General features: G+C 74.4%; 11 protein-coding genes. 4 read left to right on the top strand and 7 right to left on the bottom strand.

Features of this window, described 5'->3' with window-relative positions:
• Positions 1-585 precede the first annotated feature (585 nt).
• Both ACFVFH_RS24655 and ACFVFH_RS24650 read left to right on the top strand, forming a co-directional pair.
• Entirely contained in the window at positions 586-777 is a 192-nt protein-coding gene (locus tag ACFVFH_RS24655; protein ID WP_383772369.1) for a hypothetical protein, read from the top strand.
• Positions 778-849: 72 nt separating this feature from the next.
• On the top strand, positions 850-1,233 hold the full coding sequence (locus ACFVFH_RS24650) for a hypothetical protein (protein ID WP_383772367.1): 384 nt from the start codon (positions 850-852) through the stop codon (positions 1,231-1,233).
• A gap of 220 nt (positions 1,234-1,453) precedes the next feature.
• On the opposite strand, the gene ACFVFH_RS24645 is transcribed toward ACFVFH_RS24650, so the two are convergent.
• From ACFVFH_RS24645 to ACFVFH_RS24635, 3 genes are all read right to left on the bottom strand, one after another.
• Positions 1,454-3,097 carry a DNA repair helicase XPB gene (locus ACFVFH_RS24645; RefSeq protein ID WP_383772364.1) on the bottom strand — a complete coding sequence of 548 codons (1,644 nt, stop codon included), beginning with the start codon at positions 3,095-3,097 and terminating at the stop codon, positions 1,454-1,456.
• A 171-nt stretch (positions 3,098-3,268) separates the two neighbouring features.
• On the bottom strand, positions 3,269-3,811 hold the full coding sequence (locus tag ACFVFH_RS24640; RefSeq protein WP_383772362.1) for a hypothetical protein: 543 nt from the start codon (positions 3,809-3,811) through the stop codon (positions 3,269-3,271).
• A 329-nt stretch (positions 3,812-4,140) separates the two neighbouring features.
• Positions 4,141-6,600, bottom strand: coding sequence for a helicase-associated domain-containing protein (locus ACFVFH_RS24635; RefSeq protein WP_383772360.1), 2,460 nt, complete (start codon positions 6,598-6,600; stop codon positions 4,141-4,143).
• Positions 6,601-6,685: 85 nt separating this feature from the next.
• On the opposite strand from ACFVFH_RS24635, the gene ACFVFH_RS24630 reads away from it, so the two are divergent.
• Positions 6,686-7,771 carry a hypothetical protein gene (locus tag ACFVFH_RS24630; protein ID WP_383772358.1) on the top strand — a complete coding sequence of 362 codons (1,086 nt, stop codon included), beginning with the start codon at positions 6,686-6,688 and terminating at the stop codon, positions 7,769-7,771.
• A 451-nt stretch (positions 7,772-8,222) separates the two neighbouring features.
• Here the strand turns inward: ACFVFH_RS24630 and ACFVFH_RS24625 are convergent, their stop codons facing one another.
• From ACFVFH_RS24625 to ACFVFH_RS24610, 4 genes are all read right to left on the bottom strand, one after another.
• Entirely contained in the window at positions 8,223-9,212 is a 990-nt protein-coding gene (locus ACFVFH_RS24625; protein ID WP_383772356.1) for an ABC transporter substrate-binding protein, read from the bottom strand.
• A 74-nt stretch (positions 9,213-9,286) separates the two neighbouring features.
• Positions 9,287-10,210, bottom strand: a complete 924-nt coding sequence (locus ACFVFH_RS24620) for an ABC transporter ATP-binding protein (protein ID WP_383772354.1) — start codon at positions 10,208-10,210, stop codon at positions 9,287-9,289.
• Positions 10,207-11,289, bottom strand: coding sequence for a FecCD family ABC transporter permease (locus ACFVFH_RS24615; RefSeq protein WP_383772352.1), 1,083 nt, complete (start codon positions 11,287-11,289; stop codon positions 10,207-10,209). The genes ACFVFH_RS24620 and ACFVFH_RS24615 overlap by 4 nt, the downstream gene beginning before the upstream one ends.
• Positions 11,286-12,296: a FecCD family ABC transporter permease gene (locus ACFVFH_RS24610; protein WP_383772350.1), complete on the bottom strand. Its 1,011-nt coding sequence runs from the start codon at positions 12,294-12,296 to the stop codon at positions 11,286-11,288. Before ACFVFH_RS24610 ends, ACFVFH_RS24615 begins: the two co-directional genes overlap by 4 nt.
• A 130-nt stretch (positions 12,297-12,426) precedes the next feature.
• Here ACFVFH_RS24610 and ACFVFH_RS24605 point away from each other — a divergent pair, with 130 nt between their 5' ends.
• Positions 12,427-13,053, top strand: coding sequence for an HAD family hydrolase (locus tag ACFVFH_RS24605; protein WP_383772348.1), 627 nt, complete (start codon positions 12,427-12,429; stop codon positions 13,051-13,053).
• Positions 13,054-13,110 lie beyond the last annotated feature (57 nt).

The following is a 13,110-nucleotide window of genomic DNA, read 5'->3' as shown; positions in this document are numbered from 1 at the left end:
CCCGGGCGGTGCGCGGGGGCGATGCGGTCCGCTCGGGGATCGATCACGGGTACGCGCAGCGGGTGCGCGTACGGCTGTCGGCCGGTTTCCGTCCGGTCGGCGGCGCTCCCCCGGCTGCCGGCGCGGTCCCTTACGGGCCGCCGGTACCACGGTGCGGGAGGCGGGCAGACCGGCGATTGTATAGACCGGGGCCGCGGGGAGCGAACGAATTACCGCCGGAGCCCCGGAACCCACCGGCCGGGGTCGCGGGCCCGGCCCCCGGAACCGTGGATCGCGCACGCCGTGACCCGCCGGTCAGATCCGCCGGTCCGGTCCGCCGGTCCGGTCCGCCGGTCCGGTCCGCCGGTCAGATCCGGCGGTCCGGTCCGCCGCGTGGGGGCCGCGGGGCCGTGGGTCCTGCCTGTCGGGTCCGCCGGGTCCGCCGGTCAGATCCGCCGGTCCGGTCCGCCGCGCCGGGATCGCGGGGCCCGTCCGCCGGGTCCATCCCGTAGGGGACGGCATGCGACCGCAGACCTACCCGGGCCGCCGCCGGATTCCATCCCCGGGCCGATGCCCGCGCGGGCCGGGCGCAGGACCATGGAATACATGAGCACAGTCCTTCTGAACCCCCGCAGGACCGGCCCCGCGCACGGCGCGACCGCGGCCACCGGTCACCTCCGCACCCACCGCGTCGGCGACGCGGTCCGGGCCGTCAAGGTCTTCGCCCGCGCCGCGTTCGGCGTGGTCGTGCTCGGCGAGTACGCCGAGGAGGCGGGCGTCCGCCACGGGTCCCGTTGAGTACCCGGAACCACACCGGTATGAGTATCTGACCGGAGGTGGTCCGGCCCTGCCGCGCGATGAGGTGGAGACATGGAGAACAGCCACGTCCCGGTGACGCGCCCCGCTCCCGTCGCCGCCGCGCGCGGCCCCGGCGTCTGGGTCGCGCCGATGACGGCCACGGCCCTTTCCTTCCTCCTGATCGGCTTCGGCGCGTTCGCCATCGGCTTCGCGGCGATGGCCACCGACAGCTGCGGCCCGGACGACTGCTCCTGGCGCATCACGGTCCCGCTCGACCTCATGGGCTACGGGCTGTACGCGGCCCCGTTCGTCACGCCCTTCGCCCTGATCGTCCTCTGGGTGCTGGCGTTGTGCCGCCGCTGGACCGTCGCCCGCCGGAGCGCCATGGTGATCGCCCTGCTGCCGGGGCTGACGGCGGTGGGCGGCCTCGTCCTGCTCGTGATGGTCGGCGGCTGACCCGGCCGGGCCCCGACCGGCTCACGCGCGCGGACCGGCCGCCCGGAGTCAGCGGGTAGTCCGCCTGCGCCGCCCGACCGGTCCACGCGCGCGGACCGCCCACGCGCGCGGTGCGGTGGGCGTCGCGGCCGGTCCACGCGCGCGGACCGGCCGCCCGGAGTCAGCGGGTAGTCCGCCTGCGCCGCCCGACCGGTCCACGCGCGCGGACCGGCCACCGGCCTCAGCTGTCCGTCAGCAGCTCGTCCGCGTCCACGATCCGGTACGCGTACCCCTGTTCGGCCAGGAACCGCTGGCGGTGCGCCGCGAAGTCCTGGTCGATCGTGTCGCGCGCGACCACCGAGTAGAACCGCGCCTCGTGCCCGTCCGCCTTCGGCCGCAGCACCCGGCCGAGCCGCTGCGCCTCCTCCTGGCGCGAGCCGAACGTCCCCGAGACCTGGATGGCGACGGTCGCCTCCGGCAGGTCGATGGAGAAGTTCGCGACCTTCGAGACCACCAGGACGTTGATCTCGCCCTCCCGGAACGCGTCGAAGAGCTTCTCGCGCTGGGCGTTGCTGGTCTCGCCCTTGATCACCGGGGCGTCCAGATGCTCACCCAGCTCGTCCAGCTGGTCGATGTACTGCCCGATGACCAGGGTCTGCTCGCCGCGGTGCTTGCGCACCAGCGCCTCCGTCACCTTCCGCTTCGTCGCGGTCGTCGCGCAGAACCGGTACTTCTCCTCGGCCTCGGCGGTGGCGTACGCCAGCCGCTCCGAGTCCGTCAGATTGACCCGCACCTCCACGCAGTCGGCCGGCGCGATGTAGCCCTGCGCCTCGATCTCCTTCCACGGGGCGTCGAACCGCTTGGGCCCGATCAGCGAGAAGACGTCCGACTCGCGGCCGTCCTCACGCACCAGCGTCGCCGTCAGCCCGAGCCGCCGCCGGGCCTGGAGGTCGGCGGTGAACTTGAAGACGGGCGCGGGCAGCAGATGCACCTCGTCGTAGATCACCAGCCCCCAGTCCCGGGAGTCGAACAGCTCCAGGTGCGGATACACGCCCTTGCGGCGCGTCGTCAGCACCTGGTAGGTGGCGATGGTGACCGGCCGGATCTCCTTGCGGGTACCGCTGTACTCGCCGATCTCGTCCTCGGTCAGCGAGGTCCGCTTCACCAGCTCGTGCTTCCACTGCCGGGCCGAGACGGTGTTCGTCACCAGGATCAGCGTGGTCGCCTTGGCCTCGGCCATGGCACCGGCGCCGACCAGCGTCTTCCCCGCGCCACAGGGCAGCACGACGACACCCGAGCCGCCGTGCCAGAACCCCTCGACGGCCTGCTTCTGGTACGGCCGCAGCGCCCAGCCGTCCTCGGCCAGCTCGATGGGGTGCGCCTCGCCGTCGACGTAACCGGCGAGGTCCTCGGCCGGCCAGCCCAGCTTCAGCAGCGTCTGCTTGATCTGCCCGCGCTCGGAGGGGTGCACGGCCACCGTGTCCGGGTCGATCCGCGCCCCGACCAGCGGCTGCACCTTCTTCGACCGGAGGATCTCCTCCAGCACGGGCCGGTCGGTGGAGGTCAGCACCAGGCCGTGCACCGGGTGCTTGGAGAGCGTGAGGCGGCCGTACCTGGCCATCGTCTCGGCGATGTCGACGAGCAGCGCGTGGGGAACGGGGTAGCGCGAGTACTGCACCAGCGCGTCGACGACCTGCTCGGCGTCGTGCCCGGCGGCGCGCGCGTTCCACAGCCCGAGCGGCGTCAGCCGGTAGGTGTGGATGTGCTCGGGCGCCCGCTCCAGTTCCGCGAAGGGCGCGATGGCCCGGCGGCAGGCGTCGGCCTGGTCGTGGTCGACTTCGAGGAGCAGTGTCTTGTCGCTCTGGACGATGAGAGGTCCGGTCACGCGCGGCCCTTTCTGCTGCGGGGACGGCCGGGACAGCCGGTCCTGGCCAAACGTCCAGTGTGCCGCATCCGGGGGCCGTGGCGCGTGTGTTGTCGGGCACGGCGGCGGACACGGCCCGGCCGGTACGGGCCGGTCGCCGCGGGCGAGGGCCGGGCTCCCCCGGTCCGCCGCTCAGTCCGTCCGGCGGTGGCCCCGCCCTTGGGGGAACCGGCCCAGGTGCACCGCGGCGTGGGCGGTCAGCGCCAGTTGCCGGACGTCCTCGGTGAAGGTGTCGATGCGGATCCTGCGCCCCTCGGCCAGGACGATGTCGCAGGTGAAGCCCATCCCGCGGGCCTCGGCCAGCGGCCGGCCGTCCTCGCCCCGGGCGCCGACGGACGCGATGTCCCGCCACGGGATCAGGGTGGTGGTGCCCGCCACGCGGTGGGTCAGCCCCCGTTCGTGGACGTCGAAGCACTGCTCGCGGGTACGGAACCCCTGGACCAGCCGCCAGGTCCCCAGGCCCAGCCCTATCAGCCCGACGCCGAGCAGCAGACCGGCCAGCTGCGGGGCCCCGTGGGTGGTACCGATCGAGGCGACGGCCACCGGAATCCCGGAAGCCGTGCCCGCCGCTCCGACGAGGAGCATGAGTGCGGCCTGCCGCATCCGCCTGCCCCCGTCCGTACGGTGCTCGCGGACGAATCCCCCCAGCTGCCTGGCCACTTCGGTGCGCCGCATGACATCCCCCTCCAGCGTCGTGAACACGACAGAGTGTGCCCTGCGGCCGCCCTGCGCACCCCTGATTCGCACGCACTGCCGGACGCTCGGCAGAGGCCGGGGGGGAGGGGGGAGGGGCGGGAACGCGCCGAGGGCTACGCCGTGCCATGCGACGGAGCGTCACGGCCGTCGTCAAGTCTCTCGGAGCGTGCGCCGCGAGCCCTGCCGCAGGCGATCGGTTCGGCCGAGCGGTTCGGCCGAGCGGTTCGGCCGAGTGGTTCGGCCGATCGGTTCGGTGAGGTTGAACTGCCGGCGCACCTCCCCGTCGCTGTGCGCGAGGTGCCCCGTGCTCAGGCCGTCGCGTCGTCCGCCAGTTCCGCGACGCCGGTGATGCGGTGCAGCGGGTACGTGCGGACCTCGTCCGCCGTGTGGTCGTACGCCGTGACGAAGCCGCCCTCGACCCGGACCGGGGCGATGACCCGCTGGCTGGCGGCGCCGTCCGCGTTCACATAGCCGATCCAGAGCGCCGAGCCGGTCATCGCGGCGGCCTGGACCGTGGCCAGGGTCTCGGCGGAGGTCGTGCGGGGCAGGGCGCCCGGTGCGGTGGCGGGGGCCTCCGGGGCGTCCTTGCGGACCACCGTGGCGGCCGTGTCCCCGGCGCGGATGGCCCGGACCGCCGCGCCGAGCAGGGTGGCGTCCGGCACCGGAGGGCCCTCGGGCACGGGGACGGGGGCCGTGCGGGGCGGGGTGCGGCGGGCGCCCGCGCGGGTGATCAGGACATCGCCCTCGGCGGACTCGGCGGCCGGGGCGTACCCCATCTCGCGCAGCCCTTCGAGCAGGGAGGCCGGGTCGACCTGGGCGGCCAGCACGGTCGGTGCGAGGCGGCGCAGCCGCAGGGTGACCGAGCGCTTGTCGGCGAGGATCTCGTTCAGCACGGCCTCGTCGTCGCAGCGCACGTACGAGGAGGCGGCACCGATCCGGAGGTGGCCGTGGCGGCGGGCGACGTCGTCGATGAGATAGCTGAGCGGCTGCGGGACGGGCGTACGGCTGTGGGCGGCGAGGAAGGCGTGCAGGTCGGCGGCGGACTGCCCGGCGTCCAGGGCACGGCGCACCGAGCCGGGGGTGAAGCGGTAGACCGTCGCGCCGCCCTTCGACTCGATGTCGGCGAGGGCGGAGAGCATGTCCGCCAGCGGGCGCTCCAGCGGACCGGGGGCGACGGCCGTCAGGTCGGCCTGGAGCAGGACGTGGTCCAGCGGCTCCGGGATGAGGGGGGCGAGCAGGGCGGCGGCCTCGGCGGGCCCGGTGTCGAGCAGGGCGCGGGTGTGGGTGGCGAGGGCGCCGCGCCCGGTGATGCCGAGGAGCTCGGACTCGTTGAGCGTCCACAGGGCGATCCGGGACCGCAGATCGGTGGTGTCCCCGGGGGAGACGGAGGCGCCGCGCAGGGGGCGTTCCCAGCGCAGCCGGGCCAGGACCGTCTCCGGGTCGGGGGCGGTGCCGGGGGGCAGGGCGGCGAGCAGGGCGAGGACCCGGTGGCGTACCTCGGGGGCGGCCGAGCGGTCCAGTTCGGGGCCCAGGGCGGAGAGCGCCCGGCCCTTGGCGTCCTGGCCGCCGACCAGGCCCGAGGTGCGGGTCGCGGCGAGCCAGGCGGTCGCGAGGGCCGACCAGCGTTCCTGGGCGGGGAGTTCGGCCCAGTCGTCGTACGCGGGCGTCGGCGCGTAGCGTTCGTCCGCCTCGCCGTCCGAGGCCAGCAGCCCGGCCGCGTAGGCGAGTTCGGCCCAGAACGCGGCGACCTGCTCGGGGACCTCCAGGGCGGTGGCGGTCTTCTTCAGCTCCCGGACACTGAGCCCACCGGCCCGCAGTATCGCGGGGCCGCCGCCGTTCCAGCTCTTCAGCAGCTCCTCGACGGTGCTCACGGCGAGGAACGCCTGACCGGCCGCGGCGCTGTCCACAGCCTGTGGATCCCGCTCGGCGACTGCCTCCACGGCCGGCGGCCGCGGCTCCGGCACGCGGTGGGCGCGCCCGGCCCGCAGATGCAGGGCCGCCTCGCGGGGCAGCACCACGGTGCGGGTCGACACCGGCAGCAGCAGCCCGTGGTCGCGCAGCCACTTCACGGGCGGGGTGGGGTTCGGCGTCACTTCCCCGTACGGCGGCCCCCACACCAGCCGGTCCAGCACGGACAGGGCCTCGGCCGGGGCGGTGTCCAGCAGCGCGCCCATCCTGGCCCGGTCGGTGAAGAGCGCGGACAGGGCGGCCACGGCGGAGACCGGGTCGTGCGTGGCGGGCAGCCCGGCGGCGGCCAGGATCTCCTGGAGCCGGCCCGGGGACATCCCGGAGGTCGCCTCGGCGACGGTCGGCCCGAGACCGGTGGGGGAGGCGTGCTGCGGGGACGGCGCGAGGATCTCGCGCGCCGTGCGCACCAGCCGCAGCCGCTCGTCCTCGCCCCAGACGAGGGCCTGTTCGCGCAATGTGGCCAGGGCGCCGGGCAGCGCGTCCACGATCGCCGTCCCCGTGTCGTCGCGGTGCCCGCCCTCGTCCCGGCCGTCACCGGTGAGCAGCCCGAGCAGCGTCCCGTACGGGGCGGGGTCGGCGGCGACCGCGAGCGCCTCGGCGGTCTGCAGGGCGAACCTGTCGAGGTGCTCCAGGGCGCGTACGACGGAGGCGCGGGTACCGGCCCTCGTCGCGAGTTGGGTGATGTCGCCCGGCACCGGGCTGAGGAGATCGGGGCGGGCGCGCAACAGCCCGGCCAGCGACTCGTCGTCCCGGGCGCGAAGGGCTTCGGCGAGCGTCCGCGGTGGTGTGGTCATCCCCATCCGCCCCACGGTAGTCGCTCCGGGCGGGCCTGACGGGCTCCGAGGGCGCTACCGTCGGTGCAGGGCGGCAGAGGGGACGGATCGCGTGGGGATCGAGAGCGACCAGCTGGTCTACGACTACCTGAGCCGGGTCGGGGACCTGGCGCAGCAGCAACAGCTGTCCTCGGCCGCCCGGATGAGGCTCGTGGCGACGCTCCGGGGCGAGATCGACCGGCAGCGCGGAAAGCAGTCCGGGGACAGCCCGGCGGCGGTTCGCCGCATCATCGGGAGGCTCGGCGCCCCGGACGAACTGGTGGCCGCCGCGGCCGCGTCGGGCGACGGCGCGGTCGAGCCGCCGGAGCGGCCCGAGCGGACGAGGGCCGTACCGGAGGAGGGGCGCACCGTCCCCCGTCCGCGCAAGGGGACGCTCCGGAAAGAGAGTCCGGGCAAGGGCGCGTCGCGGCCGCAGGACCCCGGCCCCGAAGCCCCGGAGCCCCCGCCCGCCCATGTGCCCTCGCCCCCGCACCGGGCCGGTACGGACGAGCTGGGGGAGTCCGGCAGCGAGCCCGACTGGTGGCGGATCGAACCGGTGCCGTTCGGCGGCGGGGTCGACGTGCCGGGGTTCGTCGGCGGCGTGGAGATCGCGGACATGATGCGCCCGCCGCCCGGGGACGCGGTGCCGCGCCCGCGCGCGGCGGCCGACGGGCGGCTGGACGAGGACGAGGACGAGGACGGGCTCGTCCACGAGGACGGGGACGAGGAGGACGCCGGCCCCGAGGAGGCGGCTCCGCGCCGCCGCCGGTTTCCGGGGCTCCGCCGCCGCGCGCCGCGCGAGGACGGGGCACGTGGGCACGGGATCTCGCACCCGCTGCTGCTGCTCGCCGCGGTCCTGCTGGTGGCCGGTGCCGTGACGGGTTCCTGGCTGGCCCTGGCGGGCGGCTGGCTCCTCGCGTACAGCTCGCGCACGCTGTCCCGCGCGGAGGCGAAGTGGGCCGCGATGGGCCTGCCGGGCGTGGTCGCGGCGGGTGCCGTGGTCTGGCTGTGGGGCAGGAGCGACGGCAGATGGGGCGAGCCCATCGGGGCCGGGCAGATGAGCGACGCGATCGGCCAGTTGTGGCCGTGGGTGGTGCGGGGGGCGGCCGTGGCCTCCGCGCTCTACCTGATGTGGAGGGCGCGGCGGCCACGGTCGTGAGGGGGCGGCGGGGCCGCTTTGTGGCTGCGGCCCGGCCGCTTGATGGCTGCGACCTCGCCGCTTTACGGCGGCCGCCCTGTCGCTTCGTGGCTGTCCTGGCCGTTTATGGTTGCGGCCTGTCGCCTCGTGGCTGCGGCCCGGCCGCCTGACGGCTGCGACCTCGCCGCTTCACGGCGGCCGCCCTGTCGCTTCGTGGCTGTCCTGGCCGTTTATGGTTGCGGCCTGTCGCCTCGTGGCTGCGGCCCGGCCGCCTGACGGCTGCGACCTCGCCGCTTCACGGCGGCCGTCCCGCCGCCTCGTGGCTGGCCTGGCCGCTTCACGGCTGCGACCTCGCCGCTTCACGGCGGCCGCCCCGCCGCTTCACGGCCGCCGCCCCGCCGCCTCAAGGCTGTGGGGCCGCCGCCCGCGACGTCGGGCCGGCCGTCAGTCGGCCATCTTCGCCTGGAAGCCGTCAGCCGGCCATCTTCGTCTGGAACTCGTCGAGGATCTTGCCCGCGGCCGTGTAGCCGATGCCCGCGATCCACAGCCGGTCGTCGACCTTGAAGACCTTGCCGTTCTTCGACGCCTTCAGCCCCTTCCACAGACCGCCGTTCATCGTCTTGGTCGTCCCCGCCTTCGCCGGGTCGCCGTACGTCGACGTGAAGATGACGTCCGCGTCCGCGAGGTCGATCTTCTCGGGCGACACGTCGTACGAGAAGCCGTCCTTGGCCTTGTCGGTGATCGCGGGGCGGCCCACGCCGAGGTCGGCGAGGATCGAGCCGATGTAGTTCTGCTTGCCGTAGATGCGGATGTCGGCGCCCTCGACGAAGCGGACGAAGTTGACCTCGGTGGCGGCGGCCTTCTTCTTGCCGCCGATCGCCTCGGTCACCTTCGCGACGTGGGCGTCGTAGTCGGCGACGACCTTCTTCGCCTCGGCCTGCTTGCCGAGCGCCTCCGCGTGCAGCTGGAAGTTCTCCTTCCAGGCGCTGCCGGTGGACTCCGTCATCACGGTCGGGGCGATCGCGCGGAGCTGGTTGTAGCGGTCGCCGTCACGGACCTTGCTGGTGAGGATCAGGTCCGGCTTCAGCGAGGCGACGGTCTCCAGGTTGGGGTTGGCGATCTCACCGACCTCCTTGATGCCCTTGGTCCGGCTCGCGGGCAGGTACGAGGGGAAGCTGTCCTCCGACGCCGAGTGCGTCGCGCCCACGGGCTGGACGCCGAGGGTGAGCGCGGAGTCCAGCTCGCCGGTGTCCAGGACCACGACGCGCTTGGGGTCCACCGGGACGTCGACGTCGCCCATGGCCGTCTTGACGGTGTGGGTCGCGGCGCCTCCGGAGCCGGAGTCGGAGGAGCCGCTCGCGCTCCCGCCGGACTCCGAGAAGCCACAGGCGGAGAGCGCGAGCGCGCCGGTCAGGGTGAGTGCGCCGAGAGCGAGGCCGCGGCGGCGGACGGAGGGGGCCATGGGGTGCCTTTCGTGGGGACGGGGGTGGTCGTCCAGGGAGTGCGCGCCCGGGTGACCGGGGCCGGGGCGCGGGTTCACGAGGCCGGTCCGGGCTGCCATGGAGCGCCCGGCACCACGAGCGGCGAACCGGTCACCGGGTCCGGGACGATCACCGCCTCCAGGCCGAAGACCTCGCGTACGAGACCGGCCGTGACGATGTCCGCCGGGCGGCCCTCGGCGACGATCCGGCCCGCCTTCATGGCGACCAGGTGGTCCGCGTACCGGGCGGCCTGGTTGAGATCGTGGAGCACGGTGACGACGGTCCGGCCGCGGGTGCCGTCCGCCGCCGGGGCGGTGAGCCGGCGCACCAGGTCCAGGACCTCCACCTGGTGCGCGATGTCGAGGTACGTGGTCGGCTCGTCGAGCAGCAGCAGATCGGTCTCCTGGGCGAGCGCCATCGCGATCCAGACCCGCTGGCGCTGACCGCCGGAGAGCTCGTCCACGGAGCGGTCGCCGAGCGCGGTGATGTCCGTACGCTCCATCGCGTCCGTCACCGCCCGCTCGTCCTCGTCCGACCACTGCTGCCACCAGTGCTGGTGCGGCTGGCGTCCGCGGGCGACGAGGTCGCTGACGGTGATCGCCTCCGGGGCCACCGGGGTCTGCGGCAGCAGCCCGATCGACTGGGCGATCCTCCGGGTGGGGATCTTCGACAGCTCGGTGCCGTCGAGGAGCACGGCCCCGCCGCGCGGCTTGAGGAGGCGTCCGAGGGCGCGCAGGGTGGTCGACTTGCCGCAGGCGTTCGGGCCCACGATGACCGTGACCCGGCCGTCCGGCACGTCGAGGTCCAGCGCGTCGACGACGGTGCGGTCCTCGTACGCGAGGGTCAGCCCGCGCGCGGTGAGCCGGCCGGCACCGGCACCGGCCGTCCCGGCCTCGGCCACGGCGGCCTTCGCGCCGGGCCCGGCCGTCGCGGCGTCGGCACCGGCCGTCGCGGCGTCGGACCTGGGGGTCGAACTCATGCTGTGCCTCCACTACGGCCGCGACCGCCGCCCTGACCGCGGATGATCAGCCAGATCAGATACGGGGCGCCGACCGCCGCCGTCAGTACGCCCACCGGCAGCTCGGTGGGCGAGAAGAGCTTGCGCGCCAGCAGGTCCGCGAAGACCACGATCACCGCGCCGAGCAGCGCCGAGCAGAGCAGCGGTATCTGCGCGGTGCGGGTCATCCGGCGGGCGATCTGCGGGGCGAGGAGCGCCACGAAGTCGACCGGCCCGGCCGTCCCCGTCGCCACGGACGCCAGGATCACGCCGAGCGCGACCAGCCCGAGCCGTACCCGCCCCAGCCGCACCCCGAGCGCGGTCGCGGTGTCGTCGTCCATCGAGACGGTGCGCTGGGCGCGGGCCGCCCACAGGACGGCGGGCAGCAGGACCAGCAGCGTCCAGCCGATCGGCGCGGCCTCCGACCAGCCGCGGCCGTTGAGCGAGCCGGTCATCCAGATCTGCGCCTGCTGGGCGACCAGGTAGTCGCCCTTCGTCAGGAACAGCGTGGTGACCGACCGCAGCGCGATGGCGAAGCCGATGCCGATGAGGACGAAGCGGGTGGCGTGCAGCCCGCCGCGCCAGGCGAAGACGTACACGAGCGCCGCCGCGGCCACCCCGCCGATCACGGAGAGGTACGGCAGCACGGTGTACGAGGTGATCCCGAAGGTCATCGCGCCGACCGTGAGCGCGCTCGCCCCCTGGCTGATGCCGATGATGTCGGGGCTGGCCAGGGGATTGCGGGCGACGGTCTGGATCAGCGCACCGGCGATCCCGAAGGCCAGGCCGACCAGCAGCCCCACGGTCATCCGCGGCAGCCGCAGCGTGCCGACGACCAGTTCGTCCGGGGACGGCTGCCCCAGGACCACCTTCACGACCTCGCCGGGCGCGACGAAGCTCTCGCCGACGCAGAGGTAGGCGACGCAGACCGCGGCCAGCACCACCACCAGCGCGGCGGCGACGAGGGCCGCCCGCCGGTGCAGCAGGAACCGCCCCCGCGCCCCGATCCGTACGAGGTGGTACCCGGCGGGCCGCACCCGGACCGCGGCTTCGGCACTCATGCGGGAACCGCCTTCCGGCGTACGAGGGCGACCAGGAACGGAACGCCGATCAGCGCCGTCATCACGCCCGCCGGGACCTCGCTCGGCGGGAAGACGATACGGCCGATCACGTCCGACACCAGCAGCATCACGGGTCCGATCAGCGCCGCCATCGGCAGCACCCAGCGGTGGTCGGAGCCGACGACCGCGCGGGCGATGTGCGGGACGGCGAGTCCGATGAAGGCGATCGGCCCGGCGGCCGCGACACCGGCGCCGGTCAGCACCGTGGCGCCGATCCCGCCGACGACCCGTACCGTCGCCACGTTCTGCCCGAGCCCCTTCGCCACGTCCTCGCCGAGCGCCAGCGCGTCGAGCCCGCGCGCGACGAACAGCACGAGGACCACGCCGAGCAGCATGAACGGCCAGATCTGCCCCGCCACATCGGCCTCGCGCCCGCCGAGCGAGCCGACCTGCCAGAAGCGGAACTCGTCCAGCGCGGACGCCTTGGTGGTCAGCACCGCCGAGACCACCGACACCAGCAGCGCGTTGATGGCGGCGCCGCCCAGCGCGAGCTTCACCGGGGTGGCGCCCCCGCGCCCGCTCGACGCGATCGCGTACACGGCGACGGAGGCGAGCGCGGCCCCCGCGAAGCCGAACCACACGTACCCCGTCAGGCTGTGGACCCCGGCGAACGCGATGGCCAGCACCACACCCACCGAGGCGCCCTGGCTGATGCCGAGGATGCCGGGGTCGGCGATGGGGTTACGGGTGATGCCCTGGAGCACCGTGCCCGCGAGGGCCAGCGCGGCGCCGACCATCAGGCCGATCAGGGTGCGCGGGACCCGCATGTTCCGGATGACTTCGGCGTTGTCGGAGTGCCCGCCGTGCAGCAGCACGTCGAACACTTCGGACGGGGGTATGGAACGGGCCCCCACGGCCAGGCTGAGGATGACCGCCACGAGCAGCGCCACGACGGCCGCCGCCGTCGCGAGTGCGCGTCTGGAGCGGCGTGGTGCGGCGGCTGACATCGGACCCAATCACGTGGCGTGGAACAAGTGGCGCGAACAGTGCAAAGGTAAGGCTTGGCTAAGTCTAAGCACCGCTGTTTCGGCCCCGAAGACCGCACCGGCACCGCACTTGCGCCCGCCCGCGCGGACAATGGACGCCATGCCTTCGCACCCCCTGACGGTCGGCTTCGACCTCGATATGACGCTCATCGACACCCGGCCCGGAATCAAGGCCGCCTACCTGGCACTTTCCGCTGAAACCGGGACGCCGATCGATGCCGACCTGGTGGTGAGCAGGCTCGGCCCGCCGGTCGAGGAGGAGCTGCGGAACTGGTTCCCGCACGCCTCGGTCCCCGCCACAGCCGACCGCTACCGGGAGATCTATCCCACACACGCCATCGCCCCCAGCCTCGCGCTGCCGGGCGCGCGGGAGTCCGTCGCGGCGATCCACGAGCGGGGCGGCCGGACGGTGGTCGTCACCGCCAAGTACCGCCCGAGCGCGGAACTCCACCTGACCCACCTGGGCATCGAACCCGGCGCGATCATCGGCGGCCTCTGGGCCGAGGCCAAGGCCCGCGCCCTGCGCGAGCACGGCGCCCACATCTACGTAGGCGACCACACCGGCGACGTACGCGGCGCCCGCACCGCCGGCGCCCTGTCGGTGGCGGTCACCACGGGCCCGTGCGACGCCCAGGAACTCCGGGAGGCGGGCGCGGACGTCATCCTGTCGTCCCTGGAGGAGTTCCCGGCCTGGCTGGAGGAGTACATGGGCCGCTGAGACGGGGGCGGGGGCGGGGTGCGGGGTGCACGGGGCGGGGTGCACGGGGCGGGGTGC

The organism is Streptomyces sp. NPDC057697 (assembly GCF_042799335.1).
Taxonomy (GTDB): domain Bacteria; phylum Actinomycetota; class Actinomycetes; order Streptomycetales; family Streptomycetaceae; genus Streptomyces.
Note: the sequence above shows the minus strand (reverse complement) of the source record. Positions and strands in the feature narration are given on the sequence as shown.